Genomic DNA, 21,116 nt, shown 5'->3' on the forward strand with positions numbered 1-21,116 from the left:
CTCGACAAGTCATTGTGAAAAGGAACGGAACGTTTGGCACGATTCCTGCGACGTCAGGTTGAACGCTGGGATTCTGTGCCGATGTTGAACAGACGAACGCTGCTAACCGGAACCGCCGGCTTTGCCGTTGTGGGCCTTGCGCTCGGCAAAGCGGCGGCCGCCGGCCTGACCGGTATCGAAAAAGCCTCGATGCGCGGTTCCATCAATGCCACCGAACTCGGCGTACAGCCCGGCACATTCGACGACCAGAGCAAGGCCTTCGCCAAGCTGCTGCGCGACGCGAACAGCCGGGACATGCCGGTGTTCCTGCCGGCGGGCACCTATGTGGTGTCCAATCTCTCGCTGCCCGGCCGCGTGCGCCTTTCCGGCGTGCCGGGCGCGACGCGGATCGTCTATGGCGGCGACGGCCATCTCTTCATGGCCGAACAGGCCGACCATATCGAACTGAGCGGGCTGGTCTTCGACGGTTCGAACCGCTCGATGGGCGACTATGCGCAAGGGCTGCTCGATCTGCGCCGGGTCGGCCATCTCGTCGTCGACAATTGCCAGATAACCGGCAGCGGCAAGAACGGGCTGGCGCTGGAACATGCGACAGGCCGCATCGAACGCTCCGACATATCGGGCGCGGCGGACGCCGGCATCTATTCGGTCGAGGCGGCCGGACTGACGATATCAGGCAACACGGTCTCCGACTGCGCCAATGGCGGCATCCTCGTGCATCGCTGGCAGGCGGCCGAAGACGGCACGATGGTGACCGGCAACCGTGTCGAACGCATCGGCGCGCGCAGCGGCGGGACCGGCCAGAACGGCAATGGCATCAACGCCTTCCGCGCCGGCAACGTCATCATTTCGGGGAATGTCGTCTCGGATTGCGCTTTTTCGGCGATCCGCGCCAACAGCTCCAGCAATCTGCAGATTTCCGGCAATACCTGTTCGCGCTCGGGCGAGACTGCGGTCTATTCCGAATTCTCGTTCGAGGGTGCGGTCATCAGCAACAACATCGTCGATGGCGCGGCCAACGGCATCTCGATCGTCAACTTCAACGAAGGCGGCCGCATGGGTGTCTGCTCCGGCAACATCGTGCGCAATCTGTCGACCAGCGGCCCCTACACAGCCGATCCGCCCGGCTTCGGCGTCGGCATCGGCGTCGAGGCAGACACCATCGCTTCCAACAACGTCATCGAGAACGCGCCGCTCTACGGCATGTCGATCGGCTGGGGACCGTATCTGCGCAATGTAGTGGCCACCGGCAACATCATCCGAAAGGCCGGCACAGGCATCGTCGTCAGCGTGGTCGAGGGTGCCGGCACGGCCGTCATCTCCGACAACGTCATCGACGGCGCGGTGAACGGCGCCGTCATCGGCCAGCGCTGGGCCGAGCCGGTAACAGCCGACCTGACCCAGTTAAGCAGCAGCGGTTTTGCGCATTTGACCGTTGAGCGCAACCGCGTCAGTTGAGGGCGGCAGTCGGCCTCACCGCGCCTACCTTGGCTCCGATCCGGCTTTGGATCGGCGCGTTTGCCAGTTCAATGAGCCTCGCCGCCAGGGCCTCGTCCGCACACAGCAGCTTGGCGAGGACGGCGGCGACCATGGCTTCACTGGCGCGGTGGGCGCCATCATCGCATTTGAGCGCGATACCGAGGCCAAGCTCCGGAATTGCGGCACAATGGACACCTTCGGCGCCGCCTTTCGCAAAGATCCGCCCAGGTGCTGCTTCCATCAGCGCGACGTCTTCGCGGCCGGTGCCGGCGACAAAGAACGGTTCCGCCATGCAGGCCGCCAGCAGCCGCTTTGCCGCCTTGGCCCGCTCGGGGCCGAAGCCATTTGTCGTGGCCATGCGGGCAAAGCCGAGCGCGAAGCTCCTGAGCGGCACCGCATAGGTCGGGATCGAGCAGCCGTCGGTCGCCCGCTCATCGGCACCATGGACAGCACCTGTGACCGACTGCATCGCGTCGCGCACCATCTCTTGCAGTGCGTGCCCCGCCTTGACGTAGCCACTGTGCGCAATGCCGGAATGGACGCAGGTGCAGAGGAAGCCGGAATGTTTTCCTGAACAGTTGTTGTGCAGCGCATTCGGAGAACCGCCGGCACGCGCGAGTGCGATCTCGGCGGCATGGTTCGAGGGCCAGTGTGCGCCGCATTCGAGCGCGGACCCGTCGAGCCCGGCCCTGGCCAGCATGGACCGCGCCAGTTCGACATGCTCCGGTTCGCCCGAATGGGAGGCGCAGGCCAGCGCCAGCTCACGGTTGCCGAAGCCATAGGCGTCGGCAGCACCGGTTTCCACCAGCGGCAAGGCCTGGATTGCCTTGACCGCCGAGCGCGGGAACACCGGCTTCGAGGTGTCGCCAATCTCCAGGACCGGTTTGCCGTCGGCATCGAAGACCGCGACAGCGCCGCGATGCGCGCTCTCGACGATCGCGCCGCGCAGAACCTCGATCAGAACCGGATTTGCCATGCCACCTCCCGCAGGGCATGACCTCGAAAATCGAAATCGATTCTCGAGGTCATGCGCAAAATCAAAGTGTTACAGCGTCCTTTGCGCACCCCAAAAGGCGCGCGGCGCTGTAATGTCGGGGCGGTTTACCTGATCCGGTCGAGAATGGAAACGTAGTTGGCGACCGCCGCGCCGCCCATGTTGAAGATGCCGCCAAGCTTCGCGCCCGGCACCTGGATGCCGCCGGCTTCGCCGACAAGCTGCATGGCGGTCAGGACATGCATGGAGACACCGGTGGCGCCGATCGGGTGGCCCTTGGCCTTGAGCCCGCCGGAGGGGTTGACCGGAAGGCGGCCGTCCTTGGCCGTTGTGCCATCCAGCGCCAGCTTCGCGCCCTCGCCGGGCCTAGCCAGGCCCATGGCCTCATATTCGATCAGTTCGGCAATGGTGAAGCAGTCATGCGTCTCGACAAAAGACAGGTCGTCGAGCGTCACGCCGGCGTTCTTCAGCGCGCGGGTCCAGGCCTGCTCGCAGCCCTCGAAAGCCAGGATATCGCGCTTCGACATCGGCAGGAAATCCTGCACATGCTCGTTGGCGCGGAAGGCGACGGCGCGGCGCATCTTCAGCGCGGTTGCCGTGTCGGCAAGGATAAGGGCGGCGGCGCCGTCTGAAACCAGCGAGCAGTCGGTGCGCTTGAGAGGACCGGCGACGAAGGGGTTCTTCTCGCTCTCCTGCCGGCAGAAATCATAGCCGAAATCCTTGCGCATCTGCGCATAGGGATTGTCGACGCCGTTCTTGTGGTTCTTGGCGGCGATCATGGCGAGCGCATCGGACTGGTCGCCATAACGCTGGAAATAGGCCTGTGCGATCTTGCCGAAGACACCGGCGAAGCCAGCGGGTGTCTCGCCGTCTTCAGGCAGATAGGACGCTTTCAGCAGGTTCTTGCCGATCTCGGGTCCGGGCGTCGTCGTCATCTGCTCGGCGCCGACCACCAGCACGATGCGGGCAGCGTTGGCGTCGATTGCACGGATGCCTTGCCGGACCGCCGCCGATCCCGTCGCGCAAGCATTCTCGACTCGCGTTGCCGGCTTGAAGCGCAGCCGGTCGTCGGCCTGCAGCACCAGGCTCGCGGTGAAATCCTGCGCCGAGAAGCCGGCGTTGAAATGGCCAAGCACGATTTCATCGACCTCGTCCGGGCCGATGCCGGCATGGTCGAGCGCATCCGTCGCGACCTTGACGATGAGGTTTTCGAGCGTCTCGCCCTCGAGCTTGCCGAAGCGCGAATGCGCCCAGCCAACGATGCATGCGGTCATGGCGGTCTCCATCCTTGACGCCAGCCTAGCATACCGGGCTCATGGCGCACTTCGCCTTTATTGTTCAAAGATAAACATTCTCGCCCAGACCGTGAAGGGCCGGAACAGGACAATCGCTTGGTGCAGGTCGCGCTCACGTCGATTTTTTGTTGATTGACCCGTCAATAAAAAATAATCTCCGCGCAAAAATCGGGAACAGCATGCCAAAAGTCGGAATGGAGCCACTGCGCCGCAAGGCGCTCATCGACGCGACGATCTCGGCGATCGGCGAGCGCGGCTCGCTTGACGTGACCATGTCCGAGATCGCCGGGCGCGCCGGTGTGTCCTCGGCCCTTGCCCACCACTATTTCGGCGCCAAGGACGAATTGCTGTTCGCGACGATGCGGCACATCCTCGCCGAACTGGCCATCGACATGCGCCGCGCCCTGCAATCCGCCAGGTCCCCGCGCGAACGCGTTTCCGCCGTGGTCGCCGTCAACTTCTCCGACATCCAGTTCCAGGCCGAAACCATCGCCGCCTGGCTTGCCTTCTATGTCGAGGCGCAGAAATCATCGGCGTTGCGCCGATTGCTCAAGATCTATGCGCGGCGGCTGCATTCGAACCTGATGAGCGGGCTGACGGGCATCCTGCCCAGGGCCGAGGCCGACCGCGCCGCCGAAGCGACAGCGGCGATGATCGACGGGCTCTACATCAGGCGTGCGCTGAAGGATGGCGTGCCCAACGCCGCGACCGCGATCGCGCTGGTCGAGGACTATCTCGAAACCAAACTCGGCGAGCGGCAAAAACAGTGACAGCGAAGCGACCCAATTTCCTGATCGTCATGGTCGATCAGCTCAACGGAACCTTTTTCCCCGATGGGCCCGCGGATTTCCTGCATGCGCCAAACCTCAAAGCGCTCGCGGCGCGGTCGGCACGTTTCAGGAACAATTACACCGCCTCGCCGCTCTGCGCGCCAGGCCGCGCCTCGTTCATGAGCGGCCAGTTGCCGTCGCGCACCGAGGTCTATGACAACGCCGCCGAATTCGCCTCGTCGATCCCGACCTTTGCCCATCATTTGCGCGCCGACGGCTATCACACCGTGCTGTCGGGCAAGATGCATTTCGTCGGACCGGACCAGTTGCACGGCTTCGAGGAGCGGCTGACCACCGACATCTATCCCGCCGATTTCGGCTGGACGCCGGACTACCGCAAGCCCGGCGAGCGCATCGACTGGTGGTATCACAATCTGGGCTCGGTGACCGGCGCCGGCGTCGCCGAAATCTCGAACCAGATGGAATACGACGACGAAGTCGCCTTCCACGCGGTGCAAAAACTCTACGATTTCGCGCGCATCTCCGACGATGCGGCGCACCGGCCCTGGTGCCTGACGGTTTCCTTCACCCATCCGCACGATCCCTATGTGGCGCGGCGGCAGTACTGGGATCTCTATGGGGATTGCCCGGCGCTGGAACCCGAAGTGGGTTTCATCCCCTATGACAGCCAGGACCCGCATTCGCAGCGGCTCTACAAGGCGTCCGACTACGACAGTTTCGACATCACGGCAGAACAAATCCGCCGCTCGCGGCGCGGCTATTTCGCCAACATCTCCTATCTCGACGACAAGGTCGGCGAACTGCTGTCGGTGCTGGAACGCACGCGCATGCTCGACGACACGATCATCCTGTTCTGCTCAGACCATGGCGACATGCTCGGCGAGCGCGGCCTGTGGTTCAAGATGTGCTTCTTCGAGGGCTCGGCGCGGGTGCCGCTGATGATCGCCGGCAAGGACATTCCCGCCGGCCTGATCGAGGCGCCGGTCTCCAATCTCGACGTGACGCCGACGCTGTGCGATCTCGCCGGCATCGACATGAGTGCGATCGCGCCATGGACCGACGGCCAGTCGCTGCTGCCGCTGCTGAATGGCAAGCCGCGCACCGCGCCGGTGCTGATGGAATACGCCGCCGAGGGCTCCAACGCACCGTTGGTGGCGATCCGCGAAGGCCGCTACAAGTTCGTCCATTGCGAGATCGATCCGCCGCAACTCTATGATATCGAAGCCGACCCGCATGAATTGAGCAATCTTGCCGCCGATCCGGCACATGCCGATCTGGTGACGGCTTTCCTGGAAAAGCTGCGCGCACGCTGGGACATGGCAGCTTTCGATGCCGCAGTGCGCGCCAGCCAGGCGCGGCGCTGGGTGGTCTACCCGGCGCTGCGCAACGGCACGCACTACCCCTGGGAGTTCCAGCCGCTGCAGAAGGCCTCGGAACGCTACATGCGCAACCACATGGATCTCAACGTGCTCGAAGAGCAAAAACGCTTTCCGCGAGGCGAATGATGACAGACCTTCTCGTCCCTTCGCTGGCCCATCTCAAGCAGGCCTATGCCGTCACCTCCAGGGCGACGCAGATCACGCCGCTGCTGGAATCGGCCGCACTGGCCAGGGAGACCAGTGCGGCCCGCGTCTTCGTCAAGCCGGAATCGCTGCAATGGGCCGGATCCTTCAAGATACGCGGCGCCTATTGGCGGCTGAAGCGGCTGTCGGCCGACGAGGCGAGGACCGGCGTCGTCGCCTATTCCTCCGGCAACTTCGCGCAAGGCCTGGCGGCCGCCGGCCAGGCGCTCGGCATTCCCGTCACCATCGTCATGCCGATCGATGCGCCGGCCGCCAAGCGTGACGCGTCGGCGGGCTATGGCGCGCGCGTGGTGCTGACCGATCACGGCGAGCGCGCGCGCGAAGAGGTCGCCGCCGCCAAGGCGCGCGAGATCGCGGAAACGGAAGGGCTGGCCCTGCTGCATCCCTTCGACGATCCGGAGATCGTCGCTGGCCAGGCTGGCGCCGGCCTTGAAGCGCTCGACCAGCTTGAGGCCAAGGACGCCAGCGCCGACCTGCTGTTCTGCTCGGTCGGCGGCGGCGGGCTGATCGGCGGCGTTTCGCTCGCCTTCCACTATCTGTCGCCGGCGACAGAGATCATCGGCGTCGAGCCCGAAGGTTTTGATGGCATGGGCTCATCGCTGGCGCATGGCAGCATCGAGACCATGCCGATAGGCCCGAAGTCGATCTGCGACGGGCTGATGTCGCGACGGCCGGGCGACGCGCCGTTCGCGGCGGTCAAGACCGCAGGTGTTCGCGGCATCACCGTCGACGATCAATCGGTGCGGCGTGCCATGCGGATCGCCTTCGAGCGGATGAAGCTGGTGCTGGAGCCGTCCGGGGCTGCGTCGCTGGCGGCGCTGCTCGGCGGCAAGGTGGACGTGGCGGGTAAGACCGTCCTTGTTGTGGCTACCGGCGGCAATGTCTCGCTCGCCGATTTTATGGCGCATATGAACCATGCTTGAAGCGGATTTCGTTATCATCGGCTCCGGCTCGGCCGGCTCGGCCATGGCCTATCGCCTGTCGGAAGACGGCAAGCATTCGGTCATCGTCATCGAATACGGCGGCAGCGATATCGGGCCGCTGATCCAGATGCCGTCGGCGCTGTCGATCCCGCTCAATATGAGCCTTTACGACTGGGGTTTTGCCAGCGAGCCGGAACCGCATCTCGGCGGCCGCGTGCTCGCGACGCCGCGCGGCAAGGTGATCGGCGGTTCGTCCTCGATCAACGGCATGGTCTATGTGCGCGGCCATGCCCGCGACTTCGATCATTGGGCCGAAGAGGGTGCAACGGGTTGGGGCTTCGCCGACGTGCTCCCCTACTTCAAGCGCATGGAGGACAATGACGGCGGCGAGGACGGCTGGCGCGGACATGGCGGGCCGCTGCATGTGCAGCGCGGTTCGCGTAAAAATCCGCTCTACGGCGCCTTCGTCGAAGCCGGCCGTCAGGCCGGGTTCGAGCTGACCGACGACTACAACGGCTCCAAGCAGGAAGGTTTCGGGCCGATGGAGCAGACCATAAGCGGTGGCCGCCGCTGGTCGGCTGCGTCAGCCTATCTGAAGCCGGCGCTCAAGCGGAAAAACGTGAGTCTGGTCAAGGGCTTTGCCCGTCGGGTGATCATCGAGAATCAACGCGCCATCGGCGTCGAGATCGAGGCTCACAAACAGATTCAGGTCGTTAAGGCGCGACGTGAAGTGATCGTCGCCGCCTCGTCGATCAATTCGCCCAAAATCCTGATGCTGTCCGGCATCGGACCGGCCGAACATTTGCGCGAAAACGGCATTGCCGTGGTCGCCGACCGGCCCGGCGTCGGCCGCAATCTACAGGACCATATGGAGCTTTATATCCAGCAGGAATCGACCAAGCCGATCACGCTGAATTCCGTGCTGAACCCGTTCTCCAAGGCACTGATCGGAGCACAGTGGCTGTTCTTCAAGTCCGGCCTCGGCGCCACCAACCATTTCGAGGCCGCCGCCTTCGTGCGCTCGCGCGCCGGCGTCGATTATCCAGACATCCAGTACCACTTCATCCCGGCGGCAGTGCGCTATGACGGCAAGGCGGCGGCGAAGTCGCACGGCTTCCAGGCCCATGTCGGGCCGATGCGGTCGAAGTCGCGCGGCGCGGTGACGCTGCGCTCGCCGGATCCGAAAGCGAAGCCGGTGATCCGCTTCAACTACATGTCGCACCCGGACGACTGGACCGAGTTCCGCCACTGCATCCGGCTGACCCGCGAAATCTTCGGCCAGTCGGCGTTCGACGCTTTTCGCGGCCAGGAAATCTCGCCGGGCAGCCATGTGCAGTCGGACGATGATCTTGACGTCTTCATCCGCGACCATGCCGAGAGCGCCTACCACCCCTGCGGCACCTGCAAGATGGGCCGCGCCGACGATGTGATGAGTGTTGTCGATCCGGAATGCCGGGTCATCGGCGTCGACGGGCTGCGGGTCGCCGATTCCTCGATTTTCCCGCGCGTCACCAACGGCAATCTCAATGCGCCGTCGATCATGACCGGCGAGAAGGCGTCCGACCACATCCTTGGCCGCACGCCGCTGGCGCCGTCCAACCAGGAGCCATGGATCAATCCGCGCTGGCAGGTGTCGGACAGATAGAGCATGATCCACCTGTCAGATTGAGCCGTCCCTAGATTGAGCCGTCCCTTTTGGGGCGCAGACATTCGGAGACTACCCATGCGCGCCCAGCCCACGGCATCGCACTATGTCAACGGACGCTACATCGACGACGAGCAAGGGGCGCCGTTGCCGGTCATCTATCCGGCCACAGGCGAGACCATCGCCATGCTGCGTTCGGCGACGCCGAATGTGCTGGAGCTCGCCATCGAGGCCGCACGCGCCGCGCAACCGGCATGGGCGCGGCTGAAGCCGGTCGAGCGCGGCCGCATCCTGCGCCGCGCAGCCGACATTCTGCGTGCCCGCAATGCCGATCTCGCCCGCATCGAGACGCTCGACACCGGCAAGGCCATCCAGGAAACGCTGGTGGCGGACGCACCGTCGGCCGCGGACTGCCTTGAATATTTCGGGGGCGCGGTCGCCGCCTATAATGGCGAGGCCGTCGATCTCGGCGGTCCCTTCGCCTACACACGGCGCGAGGCGCTTGGCGTCTGCGCCGGCATCGGCGCCTGGAACTATCCGATCCAGATCGCCGGCTGGAAATCCGCACCGGCGCTGGCCATGGGCAACGCCATGGTGTTCAAGCCGTCGGAAAACACGCCGCTGTCAGCACTGGCGCTGGCCGAAATCTACAGCGAGGCCGGCCTGCCCGACGGGCTGTTCAACGTCGTGCAGGGCTATGGCGATGTTGGCGCGGGCCTTGTCGGCCACGATGTCGTCGCCAAGGTTTCGGTCACCGGCTCGGTGCCGACCGGGCGCAAGGTGCTGTCGCTTGCCGGTTCGAAGATGAAGCACGCGACGATGGAGCTCGGCGGCAAGTCGCCGCTGATCGTCTTCGACGATGCCGACATCGAGAACGCTATCGGCGGCGCCATGCTCGGCAATTTTTACTCCACCGGCCAGATCTGCTCGAATGGCACGCGGGTCTTCGTGCAGAGCGGCATTCATGACCGCTTCGTCGAGCGATTGGTCGAGCGGACGAAGAAAATCCGCATAGGCGACCCGCTCGATCCCGAAACGCAGATGGGACCGCTGGTCTCCAAGGCACAGCATGAAAAGGTCGTCGGCTATATCGCGGTCGGCAAGCAGGATGGCGCTGTTCTGGCCTGTGGCGGCAACGTGCCTTCGCTACAGGGTTTCCAGGGCGGCTTCTTCGTCGAACCGACGGTGTTCACCGGTGTCACCGACACGATGCGCATCGCCCGCGAGGAGATTTTCGGACCTGTCATGAGCGTGCTGAAATTCGACGGCGAGGACGAGGTGATTGACCGCGCCAACGACACCGAATTCGGCCTCGCCGCCGGTGTCTTTACCCGCGACCTGCCGCGCGCCCACCGCGTTATCGCCGAGCTGCAGGCCGGCACCTGCTGGATCAATGCCTATAATCTGACGCCGGTGGAAATCCCCTTCGGCGGCTTCAAGCAGTCCGGTATCGGCCGCGAGAATTCGCTGGCGGCGCTGGCTCTCTATTCGCAGCTGAAGTCGATTTATGTCGAGACTGGGGACGTGGCGAGCCCTTATTGAGCCGAACCTAGACCGCCTTCTTCGCCGTCCCATCCAGATACTGCGTCAGGGCGGAGACCAGATGATAGAAGATGCTGGCCGGCACATCGGTCGCCAGCGAACGGCCGCGTTCGTCGATGCGATCGATCCAGAGGCCCAGCGGCGCCGGGTCGATGTGCCAGCGGAAAAGCCGGCCGACACGTGCTTCGATCTCGGGCTTCAGGTCGGGACCACCTGAGCCGTCCAACGCGATCGCCGCCTTGATGGCTTCGGCCTGCGGCCAGCTGCGCGAGATCAGGTCGAGCGGCAGGCCCTGCCTGGAGACGGCGCCATAGGCAAGGCCGGTGGCCCGGTTGAGGCCGTTGGCGATGGCCGAAGCGTAAAGTTTCCTGGCGAAGCCACTCAGTTCGGCCTGGCCGCTGCGTTCGGCGAAATCGACCAGGAGCGAAGCCCATTCGAAATGATGGCCTGGCTCGGTCCAGCCCCCTTTTTCGCCGGCGGCCGGTTTCCATTCGGCATCGAAGTATTCGCCGAGCGTCCAGCTCTCGGCGTCGAAGAAATGGCTGCGGAAGAGGTCGATGATGCGAGCCGCGCGGCGCAGATGGGCGCGCTCGCCGGTCGCCTGATACCAGGCGAGGAAGGCCTCCAGCAAATGCATGTGTGGGTTTGAGCGCCGCTCACCCTCTCCGTCCGACGTCTCGAGGAAGCCGGTCATGCGGCTGTCCTCGAGATGTGCGTCGAGGAAGGCGAAGGTTTCCTCACCGAGCCGCAAGGCATCGGGATTGCCCGACATATGCGCATGCGCCAGCGCCAAGAGCACGCAGGAATGATCGTAGGCGTCTTCCGTGGCGTCGGCGACAGCGCCGTCGACGTTCAGCGTGCGCACCCAACCGCCGCGTTCGGTGCGGCCCTTCCCTGCCATGAAGTCGATGCCATGCGCGATCAGACGCTCGGCCGGGCCAGTCCAGCCGCGCTCCTTGGCAACCGCAAAGGCATAGACCTGACGGGCCTGCGTGCGCATGCGCTTCGGCTTCATCAGCGGGGAGCCGTCGAAGCCAAGCGCTTCATGGAAGCCGCCATGGCGCTCGTCGACGCCCGAGGTCGACCACAGCGGCAAGGTTTCCTGGAACAGCCAGTGGTGCACGCGCCGCCGCCAGGCGCCGCTTTCGATGACGCGATTGTGCGCCGGGGTGAACCGGGTTTCCAGCCGGCCCGATTTCTCGAGCTGCTCGACCACCTTCTTGACATGCTGGCTGTGGCTGACCGGGGCGACGAAAGTGGCATCGGCCGTCGAAACGATGGCGACGTCCTTCATGCCGATCGCCGACAAGAGGCGCCCTTCGCTGCGGATGTAGGAGTTTTCGCAATCGATGGCGACGACATCGCCGACAATGACATTGCCCTGGTCGTCGGCAGGGCCGACATCGAGCAGCGACTGCCAGGAGCCGAGATCGTTCCAGCGGAAACCGGCGGGCACCATAGCGATGTCCCGCGCCCGCTCCATGATGGCATAGTCGATCGAATTGGACGGGATGGCCGCGTAGAGCTCGAGCGGCATATAGAGGCCGGACAGATCCGATGTCGCTGCGTTGTAAGCGGCTTCGGTCGCCTGCCAGATGTCCGGCTGGAACACAGCGAAAGCGTCGCGCATGGCAGCGGCGCGAAACAGGAAGATGCCGGTGTTCCAATAGAAGTTTCCGGCTTCGAGATAACCCTGCGCGGTCGCCAGGTCCGGCTTTTCAACGAAGCGCGAAACGTCTGATACCCCGCCCTTCTCGGCGGAGACCTCGATATAGCCATAGCCGGTTTCGGGTTGCGTCGGCTTGATGCCGAACACAACGAGCCGGCCGGCGCGCGCCGCCTCGGCGCCTGCCTCGACGCTCTGCCAGAATTGCCCTGCCGTCGATATTTCGTGATCCGACGGCACCACCAGCACTAGGCTGTCGCCGAATTCGGACAAGGTGCGCAGCGTTGCAAGGGCCACCGCCGCGGCGGTGTTGCGCCCTGTGGGCTCGAACAGCGGACCGCCGCCGGCAAGATCGAGGCCGGCGAGATCGGCATGGACGCGGTCGGCGTGACGCTCCGAAGCGATCAGGAAGATCGGAGTTTGACCGTCGGGCCTTGCCGCCAGGCGGCGCAAGGTCTTGGCCAGCATGGAGCCATCACCCGAAAAATCGTGAAACTGCTTCGGATTGTCCTCGCGCGACAATGGCCAGAGCCGCGAGCCGACGCCGCCGCTCATGACAAAACTGACGATGCGCTGACTCATTGGGGTCTCGCTGAGAAGTGGGTCGGAGGTAGCAGACATGCTTAAGCCGTGTTCGCCCGATTGGAAATCCGCTCGACCGCCAGGTCGATGAAGGCCTTGACCAGGGGTGAAAGGTGCCGGCTGCTGGGAAAGAGAACGTGCAGGCCGCCGGCCGGCGTCGTGTAGCCGTCGAGAACGCGCCGCAACCGCCCCTCGTTGATCAGCCCGTCGGCCATCGGCTGGGGCAATTGGGCGATGCCGAAACCCGCGAGCGCGGCCGCCACCACCGCCTGCATCTCATTGGCGGCGAATCGCCCGGCGACCACGACAGTTTCCTGGCCTTGTGGTCCATCCAGCACCCAATGAGCGCCTGAGACCGACGGGCCCGCGATGACGCATCGATGGCGGGCAAGATCGGCCGGGCCTTCCGGCATCCCGTAACGTGCGAGATAGTCATGGCTGGCGCAGAGCAGCCTGTGCGTGGAACCCAGCTTGCGAGCGATGAGCGTCGAATCCTCAAGCCTTCCGGTGCGGAAGGCGAGGTCGATGCCGTCTTCGATCAGGTTGAGCTTGTCGTCGGTGAGGCGCAGCTCGACATTGGTCTTCGGGTACAGGGTCAGAAAGTCGACCACGGCGCGGATGAGGAAGTGACCGCCAAAACCAACCGGGGCCGAAATGCGGATCGTGCCCGAAGGCTCCGCCCTCGCCTCCGCAAGACGCAGGTTCGCCTCCTCGATCGTCCGCAGCCCCTGGCTGCTTTGCTCATAGTAGAGACGCCCGGCATCCGTCAGGTTGAGGCTGCGTGTGGTGCGCTGCAGCAGCCGCACACCGACCTCACGCTCGAGCGCGGCGACACGGCGGCTGACGGTTGTCTTGGGCATGGCCAGCAGGCGAGCTGCAGCGGTGAAGCTGCCGGCTTCGACGACGCGGGCAAATACGACGACATCGTTGAGATCGACCATTGTATTCATTATCGAGACAACATTTCCCAATTATAGGCAATTACGCATCAATGAGATAGAACCTAATTTTGCTCCTGACAAACCGACAAGGAGCAAAATGAGATGACCAGCAAACGAAGCATTCTTGTGACCGGCGCCACAGGCCAGCAAGGCGGCGCCGTTGCGCGCGCCCTGCTGTCCAGGGGCCATCGCGTCAAGGCTCTGACGCGCAAGCCCGACAGCGATGCAGCACGGCAACTGGTCGGGGCGGGAGCCGAGGTCGTAGCCGGCGATCTTGCCGACGCAGCCTCCATCGTGCAGGCCGCAGAAGGCGTCGACACCATGTTCCTGATGGGTAACAGCTACGAGGCCGGACTTGAGGAGGAGACCCGTCAGGGGATCCTTGCCGCCGACGCAGCGAAGGCCGCCGGCATCGGACACCTGATCTATTCATCCGTCGCCGACGCCGACAAGCAGACCGGAATTCCGCATTTCGAAAGCAAGTATCTGGTGGAACAACATGTCAGGCAGCTTGGCATTCCCCATACGATCAGCGCGCCGGTCGCCTTCATGGAGAACGCCGTCGCACCATGGTCGACCGGTGCGCTCAGCCAAGGCACTCTTGCCTTCGCCATGCCGCCGAAGCGTGTCCTCCAACTGGTTGCGCTGGCGGATATCGGCGCCTTCGTCGCCGCGCTCGCAGAGCGGCGGGAACAGGTGTTCGGCAAGCGCTATGACTTCGCCGGGGACGAATTGTCCGGCGAGGAGCAGGCAAAAATCCTGACCGAGGCCATCGGCCGTCCGATCCGCTATCAGGAGATCCCGATCGCTGCAGCCCGCCAGCAGAGCGAGGACGCGGCACTGATGTTCGAATGGTTCGATCGCGTGGGTTACGACGTCGATATCGCTGCCTTGCGCAGGCAATTTCCCGAGGTGCGGTGGCACGGTTTTGCCGACTGGGCGCGCGCGTTCGACTGGAGCGCCAGCGGCCTGCGCAGCGAAAGCTGATGAAATGCGACAGAAGCGCTGCCATTGCCGCTTGCAGGAATGAAGTGTGGCGGCTATAAGCCCGCCGTCTGGTCACGGAGTGTAGCGCAGCCTGGTAGCGCACCTCGTTCGGGACGAGGGGGTCGCAGGTTCAAATCCTGCCACTCCGACCAGAAAAAACAGATACTTAAATATCTGTTTCTCCCGATACCCCACAGGTTGGTATCGCGTTTCGCGCCCAGCGGGAGCGTAACCCTATTTCCTTCCTGCTCTCTGCAATGCTGCTCTGCGGTGTGCCGATCGTTCTGGACGGCGACACGATCGTGCTCGATGGGACGCGTGTCCGAATCGCCAGTATCCACGCCGTGAGATCCATCACTTCCATTGCGATGCGGAGCTGCCGCTTGGGTCAACGTCATCGCCGCCACCGCCCGGCCTTACAGCCAATACCGTGCTGACGCATGATAGGTTGCGGGGCAGTTTGGTGCCGCAAGCTCATCTGCCGCGCTGGGTCTATTTGACCCGCATCAAAGCTGGCCGATCCCCGTTTGCACTACCATGGCCACGTCCTGCTGTTTTGGGGATCGACCATGGATCAGAAAATCAGAGACACAATTCTCAATCTGTTGAGCACGCACCGTATCATGACGGTTGCCACTTTACGGCCTGACGGCTGGCCCCAGGCCACCACCGTGGGATATGTGAACGATGGCTTGACCCTCTATTTCCTGTGCGGTCTTGAGAGTCAAAAGGCCAAGAATCTGGCGAGGGACAACCGGCTTTCCCTCACGATTGACCATGACACCGCCGATCTGATGGCGATCACTGGCCTGTCGATGGCAGCCCACGCCGAACCCGTGCTGGACCGTGCCGAAGCGGAGAAGGTTCTCAGCATGTTGCCGTTGAAATACCCGGACGCCCCGCCCTTGCCGATGAAGATGCCAGGCCCGGATGAGGTTCGGATATTTCGGGTGATGCCGACGATCGTTTCGGTGCTCGACTACACCAAGGGCTTTGGACACACGGACCTTGTCGCCTACTGACGCAACGCCTTCCTGCACAGTTTGGACATGAACATGCCATTCGGTGTCGAACAGTTCTTTGCGGTCTTCACCGCTTACAACAGGGCGATCTGGCCGACCCAGATTGTCGCCTATGCCTTGGGCGCGTTTGCCGTCGGTGCGATATTGAGCGGTCGTTCTCCTGCCCGCGAAAGGATCGTTTTCGCTGTCCTGTCATTTCTGTGGGCATGGAATGGGGTGGCTTATCAGTTGCTGTTCTTTTCGCCGGTCAATCCGGTGGCAAAAGTATTTGCCGGGCTGTTCATTGCCCAGGCCGCTCTCTTCGCTATGTATGCCGTCATCGGTCCTCCAGAACTCAGGTTCGAGCTTCGATCGGGCTGGCAATCAATTGCCGGCTTAGCGCTGATCCTATATTCGTCGCTCGTCTACGAAATTCTTGGGATAGCGGCCGGCCATGGCCTGATGAACGGACCGTTGTTCGGAGTGGCGCCGTGTCCAAGCACGATCTTCACGATCGGCTTGCTGTTGCTGCTTAGAGGTCGATCTGTGGTGCCGCTGTCGGTGATCCCTGTCATCTGGGCCCTGATAGGCACCGGTGCGGCGCTGATGCTTCAAGTCCGCGAAGATTTCGGCCTCGCAATAGCGGGCCTTATTCTAAGCGTCAGTCTCACTTCCGACTGGCTGCGATACCCACAATCGTGATGAGTGAAAGCTTCGCCGCCCAGCGCGCGAGCCGAGCGGAAACAAAACTGCCGCTGTGAACAACACATGGCGGCAACCAAGGAAGCCCGGAGCAGCGCCCTCCGGTTATCGCCCACGCATTGCGGCAGGTGGGGTTGTTGAAAACGCCGACGCATTAGGCCGCTGCAGTCTGTCGGTCATCGGGAATGAATTTTCATTCGCCGCGCGGCATTCAACAACGCCGCGCCATTTGCCTCGATCCTGTCTACGAGTTCGCTGGCAATAACCTCCTTGCCATCGTTTTGCTCTTCTGCCGATAGCCCGCGGCGCTTTCGCATTGTCCGCTTCGGCGACGGAGGGTCGATGGACATAGCTGACGTCGCGCTTATCGCAGGCCGAAGAAGCTCAATATCGCTATGACGATGACCACCGCTCCGACGAGCCAAATGATATTGTTCATGATCTTTCTCCGTTGCCTGGAAAAGCCCGCGCCTGTGGTGGAGGAGCGTTGGCCGACCAGCCGTTCCCGACTGATCTTCAGGAGACCCCAAGGGATGGTGTCTCCTGCAAGGGAGAACTATTAGGCAAGCCTAATGTTCCATCGCTTGGCAAGATCGAGAAATGGCCCTGCAATTGCTTTTATATTAGCTGCGTTGCATGTTTCTCTGAGGAATGCCAGAACGCCGGTGACATCGGAGCCGATATGAAAGGACTGGTTTTCGCAGCAGCGGTATTTGCATTTGCCTGCCATTGCGCGCCCTCTCGGGCGGACGATGAGCGGTCATGCCAGATCATGGCAGCCGCAGCCCTGCTTTCCGGGAAGACCAACTGCAGAGACGGCGACATCGCCACCATCTCCGGCGTCACCACCAAAGAGGTGCCGGAAGCGATAGCCAGGTATTGCGATTTTTGGGCACAGATCGTCGTGCTGCCCGGCGCGAGCGCGTCCGATGCATCGAGCCATTTCGTCCTTTGCAAGTACCGTCAGCGAGAGGCGGCCCCTTCCCAGCCTTAGCCCATACGCTTCGTCCACTCGGTCTGCCGCAGGCGGTTCGACGGTCCTGGGATACCCGGAACCAAAGGGCCTAGCAGCAGTTATCCAACGAAGGGCTAATCAAGGGAACGGAAAAATTGCAATGAAATCAATGATCATGTGCGCTTTGGCGCTTTCCATCGGGTTGCCGGCTGTCGCTTCGGCGGCCGAAGCCGACGTGATCATCAGGACTCACCATCGCCACCACAGCAACGTCAGGATCATCAACGAGGACGGTCAGCGACTGCATCACCGCCACCATGGTACGGTGGCTTTCTACGATCACGGCCGCCGGCATCATCGCCCCGACGCCGTCGTTGTTACGAGTTCGGTCTACAAGCACCATCACCGCCGCCCCGTGGTGATCCAAAACAACGATTACTGATCGACCCAAGGCCCGGCTCGTTATAGCCGGTCCTTCTGCATGAAATCTGACATGTCGCTGGTGACCTGGCGTGCCGACACACGGAATCATCAACGGACCGTCGTGTGAATACGATGCCATTCAGCCTCTCCGAAAAAAGGTCGAGGAATCTCGCCACGTAGGCTGGAATGCCGGCTACGGCGCCTGCAGATATTTAGGGTTCGCCCGCCTCGCGAACGTGGCGGGCGAACCCTATTGGCGCAGGAAGGGACGTAGCTGCGCCAATCTGCCAAATACTGTCGGATGGTCAGCCAAAGGCTATTCCAATCGCCATGAAGGTGATGGGCATGGCGAAGATCACCGCGAGCAACCAGCGCGCTTGGCCAACACTCTTGTCCATCAGCTTCCTCCCGAACGTGTAGCCGACAACGGCCACGAACGGTGGCTGTTCCAAGCAGCACCACAGGCAGGACCATTGCATTTTGCAGCCGGACCAAAGTCCGGCTCTCTATCGGACCGAAGCCCAGCTAGGGAACGTTTTCGCTGCGACCCTGTTTCAAGTGGTTGGGCGCGGGGACGATCAAACGAGGAAGCGAAACTGGATGAACGTCACCATGTCTGGCAGTGAGGCCATACAATCCGATGTCATGGGGGTGCGAGTAGCTGACCTCAAGGTCAGAATGCGGCAGGCCCGGATTACCATGAGCGAAATGAAGACCTTCCAAAAGGTCGCGGCCATGATGGTCGACGGACGAGGCAGCATTGACGGCGACGACTTGATCGCCGCGTCCTTCGTTGCGGACATGTCCCTGGACGAGAAAACGTTCTGAGACCATGCGGACAATCAGCAAGCTTTTTGATTCCCACGCCGAAGCCGCCCAGATTGCTGGAGAGCTGGTGGCGGTCGGTGTTCCTCGCGTTCAGGTTGCCATTATCGGGCCCTACCAGGACGAACTAACAGTCCTAAGGTCTCCAAGTGTCATCCTTTGTGCCGTCGGTGCGGCATTGGCTTGCCTGAGCGCCCTCGCGGTCTACGGCGTCAGTTCTGTTCCGGCCGGACTGCCGGCAACAGCACTGGTTTGCGCGGTCTGCGGCGGCGGCGCCGGCGGGCTGCTCGGTGCCTTCTTGACCACAGCGGCAAGGTCGGATGATCGGAGCGTTGCCGAGGGCATCGTCTTGGTGACGGCGCATGTCGATGAAAATGAAACCGGCATCGCCCAGGCTGTGCTGGGCGGTTGCGCTCCCACCGCATTCATCGCCGAAGCAGCCTGACTTTCAGGCAGGCTGAACGAACGGCGCGGCAGGACGGCCGGGCGCCACAGCAGCGCGAGCCGCTGAGATCGCGCCGGGGCAAGGATCGAGGAAAGGCCGCCCCGGCGTCAACCGGGGCCGACTCTCTTCGTTTCCAGTGATTGAAATTAGACACTCGACGGACACCAACTTCAGGTGGCCGAGAACGTTCCCACATCGGCTGGCCCGGTGGTCCCACGCCCGTAGGGCTCCTTTCGCGAGCCCAATCTTTGACGAAATAATCGTCGGCTCCAGATAGTTCGGTGGATATGATGAAGCCAGTGAAACGGTGAGCCGGGTGTGGATATGAACTTGATCGCGACGACGACCTCGACCCCGACTCTTATGCTTGCAGTGCTTCTCGTTACCGGCTGTTCGTCGATCGGCAGGACCGCCGATCCGGCGACGTACGATAAGATGAGCTGCGCCGAGCTCAACAGCGCGCTGGGTGAGAACGCCATCGAAATCTCACAAACCGCCATCACCCGCGGCAAGGTCGCCAACACCAGTGTTCCGCGCTGGCTGCTTGGTGGTTCGCGCGTGAAGACCGCCGTCGCCAATCGTGAGACCGCCAGGATCGATCGGCTGAAACAGCGGCAGGATGCCATTGGCGCCGTGCGGGCGCGCAAATGCTCCAGGTCAGCGGGCTGAGCGAACGGACGCCGCCGTGATGATTGCCCTCACCTGAAGCGACGTCTCAGGCGCTCAGCCGAAAGCGCGTCACATCGATCGCCGCATTCATCAGCGTCTGCGTGTAGGGCGCTTGCGGGTTGCTGAAGATTGCCTCGGTCGGCCCCTCCTCGACGATCTTGCCCTGCTTCATGACGATGATGTAGTCGGCCATGGCGCGCACCACGGCGAGGTCGTGGCTGATGAACAGGTAGGACAGTTCATGGTCCGCCTGCAGCTTGCGCAGGAGTTCGACGATCTGTTTCTGCACCGAGCGGTCGAGCGCCGAGGTCGGTTCGTCCAGCACGACCATTTTGGGCTTCAGGATCATGGCGCGGGCAATGGCGATGCGCTGCCGCTGGCCGCCGGAGAATTCGTGCGGATAACGGTTGCGGGCGTTGGGATCGAGGCCGACTTCAAGCAAGGCCTCGACCGCGCGCTGGTCGCGCTGCTTGCCTGAAAGGTTGGGCTCATGCACCAGCAGCCCTTCGGTGATGACTTGGCCGACGGTCATGCGCGGCGACAGTGAGCCGAACGGATCCTGGAAGACGAGTTGCATCTGGCGCCGCAGCGGCCGCATCGCCTGGCGGTCGGCGGTCGAAATGTCGCGATCGCCGAAACGGATCAAGCCATCGCTCGGCAGCAGCCGCAGCAGGGCGCGGCCAAGGGTCGATTTTCCCGAACCGGATTCGCCGACAATGCCGATGGTCTGGTTACGCTGCAGCCGGATCGAAATGTCGTCGACGGCGCGCAGCATCAGCGGCTCGCCGGCCAGAAACCCGCCGCCGATCCTGAATGTGACCTCGACATGCCTGCCTTCGAGCACCACGGGGGCATTGGCGGGCGGCGGCGCCTTGCTTCCCGTCGGCTCGGCCGCCAGCAGCATCTTGGTATAGGCGTGCTGCGGGTTGGCGAAGATCGCTCCCGCCTCGCCCTCCTCGACCACCTCGCCCTGGCGCATGACATAGACGCGGTCGGCGAAGCGCCGGACGATGCCGAGATCGTGGGTGATGAAGACGATGGCCATGCCGAGCTTGCGCTGCAATTCGGCGAGCAGCATCAGGATCTGCGCCTGAATGGTCACGTCGAGCGCCGTGGTCGGCTCGTCGGCAATCAGGATGTCGGGATCGTTGGCGAGCGCCATGGCGATCATTACCCGCTGGCGCTGGCCGCCGGACATTTCATGCGGGTAGGATTTCATCCGCCGCTCCGGATCGGGAATGTGCACCAGCCGCAAGAGCTTGAGCGCCTCTTGGCGCGCTTCGGCGGCATTCAAGCCGCGATGCCTGCGGATCGGTTCGATCAGCTGATTGCCGATCGAATAGAGCGGATCGAGCGAAGTCATCGGCTCCTGGAAGATCATGCTGATCTTGGCGCCGCGGACCTTATTCAGGTCGGATTTGCTCAGCGTCAGCAGGTTGCGGCCACGATAGTCGACGCTGCCCGTGGCCTCGCCGTTCGAGGCGAGCAGGCTCATCGCCGCCATCATGGTCTGGCTCTTGCCGGAACCGGACTCGCCGACCACGGCGACGGTCTCGCCCGCATTGACGTGGATGTTGATGCCCTTCACCGCTTCGACCGCGCCGTCGAGCGTGCGGAAGCGGACGCGCAGGTCCTTGACGCTGAGGATCGTTTCGGGAGTGGCCATGT

The 21,116-nt window shown here is 63.0% G+C and carries 19 protein-coding genes and 1 tRNA gene; 15 read left to right on the forward strand and 5 right to left on the reverse strand.

Annotated elements, in window-relative coordinates; all coding sequences use genetic code 11:
• Positions 1-81 precede the first annotated feature (81 nt).
• Complete coding sequence (locus JG747_RS26580) at positions 82-1,458, forward strand: TIGR03808 family TAT-translocated repetitive protein (RefSeq protein ID WP_202360366.1); 1,377 nt, start codon at positions 82-84, stop codon at positions 1,456-1,458.
• On the opposite strand, the gene JG747_RS26585 is transcribed toward JG747_RS26580, so the two are convergent.
• Both JG747_RS26585 and JG747_RS26590 read right to left on the reverse strand, forming a co-directional pair.
• Complete coding sequence (locus JG747_RS26585) at positions 1,451-2,455, reverse strand: asparaginase (protein ID WP_202360367.1); 1,005 nt, start codon at positions 2,453-2,455, stop codon at positions 1,451-1,453. The two genes, JG747_RS26580 and JG747_RS26585, sit on opposite strands and share 8 nt — an antisense overlap.
• A 125-nt stretch (positions 2,456-2,580) precedes the next feature.
• Positions 2,581-3,747: an acetyl-CoA acetyltransferase gene (locus tag JG747_RS26590; protein ID WP_044551555.1), complete on the reverse strand. Its 1,167-nt coding sequence runs from the start codon at positions 3,745-3,747 to the stop codon at positions 2,581-2,583.
• A gap of 200 nt (positions 3,748-3,947) precedes the next feature.
• Between JG747_RS26590 and betI the strand changes: the two genes are divergently transcribed.
• From betI to betB, 5 genes are all read left to right on the forward strand, one after another.
• Positions 3,948-4,538, forward strand: coding sequence for a choline-binding transcriptional repressor BetI (gene betI, locus JG747_RS26595; RefSeq protein ID WP_019857087.1), 591 nt, complete (start codon positions 3,948-3,950; stop codon positions 4,536-4,538).
• Positions 4,535-6,064, forward strand: coding sequence for a choline-sulfatase (gene betC / locus JG747_RS26600; RefSeq protein ID WP_202360368.1), 1,530 nt, complete (start codon positions 4,535-4,537; stop codon positions 6,062-6,064). The genes betI and betC overlap by 4 nt, the downstream gene beginning before the upstream one ends.
• A complete protein-coding gene (locus JG747_RS26605) occupies positions 6,064-7,065 on the forward strand; it encodes a threonine/serine dehydratase (protein WP_446720599.1) in 1,002 nt (333 codons plus the stop codon). The genes betC and JG747_RS26605 overlap by 1 nt, the downstream gene beginning before the upstream one ends.
• Positions 7,058-8,710 (forward strand): choline dehydrogenase, encoded by a 1,653-nt coding sequence (gene betA, locus JG747_RS26610; RefSeq protein WP_019857084.1) that lies wholly within the window; start codon positions 7,058-7,060, stop codon positions 8,708-8,710. The genes JG747_RS26605 and betA overlap by 8 nt, the downstream gene beginning before the upstream one ends.
• Positions 8,711-8,788: 78 nt before the next feature.
• Positions 8,789-10,252 (forward strand): betaine-aldehyde dehydrogenase, encoded by a 1,464-nt coding sequence (gene betB, locus JG747_RS26615; RefSeq protein ID WP_202360370.1) that lies wholly within the window; start codon positions 8,789-8,791, stop codon positions 10,250-10,252.
• 7 nt (positions 10,253-10,259) lie between these two features.
• Here betB and JG747_RS26620 read toward each other — a convergent pair whose 3' ends face one another.
• Together JG747_RS26620 and JG747_RS26625 are read right to left on the reverse strand one after the other, a co-directional pair.
• Positions 10,260-12,500, reverse strand: a complete 2,241-nt coding sequence (locus tag JG747_RS26620; RefSeq protein WP_202360371.1) for a mannose-1-phosphate guanylyltransferase/mannose-6-phosphate isomerase — start codon at positions 12,498-12,500, stop codon at positions 10,260-10,262.
• Between the two features lie 41 nt (positions 12,501-12,541).
• A complete protein-coding gene (locus JG747_RS26625; RefSeq protein WP_202362359.1) occupies positions 12,542-13,441 on the reverse strand; it encodes a LysR family transcriptional regulator in 900 nt (299 codons plus the stop codon).
• Between the two features lie 102 nt (positions 13,442-13,543).
• On the opposite strand from JG747_RS26625, the gene JG747_RS26630 reads away from it, so the two are divergent.
• The 9 genes from JG747_RS26630 (at position 13,544) to JG747_RS26670 (ending at position 19,448) form a co-directional block, all read left to right on the forward strand.
• Positions 13,544-14,428, forward strand: coding sequence for an NmrA/HSCARG family protein (locus tag JG747_RS26630; protein WP_202360372.1), 885 nt, complete (start codon positions 13,544-13,546; stop codon positions 14,426-14,428).
• 75 nt (positions 14,429-14,503) lie between these two features.
• Positions 14,504-14,580, forward strand: a tRNA-Pro gene (locus tag JG747_RS26635).
• 417 nt (positions 14,581-14,997) lie between these two features.
• On the forward strand, positions 14,998-15,450 hold the full coding sequence (locus tag JG747_RS26640) for a pyridoxamine 5'-phosphate oxidase family protein (protein WP_019857079.1): 453 nt from the start codon (positions 14,998-15,000) through the stop codon (positions 15,448-15,450).
• 27 nt (positions 15,451-15,477) lie between these two features.
• On the forward strand, positions 15,478-16,131 hold the full coding sequence (locus JG747_RS26645) for a DUF6064 family protein (RefSeq protein WP_038645505.1): 654 nt from the start codon (positions 15,478-15,480) through the stop codon (positions 16,129-16,131).
• Between the two features lie 487 nt (positions 16,132-16,618).
• The gene (locus JG747_RS26650) at positions 16,619-17,125 is read left to right on the forward strand and encodes a hypothetical protein (RefSeq protein ID WP_147377437.1); all 507 of its coding nucleotides are present in this window, start codon (positions 16,619-16,621) and stop codon (positions 17,123-17,125) included.
• Positions 17,126-17,246: 121 nt separating this feature from the next.
• Positions 17,247-17,528: a hypothetical protein gene (locus JG747_RS26655; RefSeq protein ID WP_019857076.1), complete on the forward strand. Its 282-nt coding sequence runs from the start codon at positions 17,247-17,249 to the stop codon at positions 17,526-17,528.
• Between the two features lie 593 nt (positions 17,529-18,121).
• A complete protein-coding gene (locus tag JG747_RS26660; protein ID WP_202362360.1) occupies positions 18,122-18,337 on the forward strand; it encodes a hypothetical protein in 216 nt (71 codons plus the stop codon).
• A gap of 4 nt (positions 18,338-18,341) precedes the next feature.
• Positions 18,342-18,779, forward strand: a complete 438-nt coding sequence (locus tag JG747_RS26665) for a hypothetical protein (protein WP_064982967.1) — start codon at positions 18,342-18,344, stop codon at positions 18,777-18,779.
• A 324-nt stretch (positions 18,780-19,103) separates the two neighbouring features.
• The gene (locus JG747_RS26670; RefSeq protein WP_064982969.1) at positions 19,104-19,448 is read left to right on the forward strand and encodes a hypothetical protein; all 345 of its coding nucleotides are present in this window, start codon (positions 19,104-19,106) and stop codon (positions 19,446-19,448) included.
• A gap of 46 nt (positions 19,449-19,494) precedes the next feature.
• On the opposite strand, the gene JG747_RS26675 is transcribed toward JG747_RS26670, so the two are convergent.
• Positions 19,495-21,114, reverse strand: coding sequence for an ABC transporter ATP-binding protein (locus JG747_RS26675; protein ID WP_202360373.1), 1,620 nt, complete (start codon positions 21,112-21,114; stop codon positions 19,495-19,497).
• Positions 21,115-21,116: the final 2 nt, after the last annotated feature.

The organism is Mesorhizobium sp. 131-3-5, assembly GCF_016756575.1.
GTDB lineage: Bacteria > Pseudomonadota > Alphaproteobacteria > Rhizobiales > Rhizobiaceae > Mesorhizobium > Mesorhizobium jarvisii.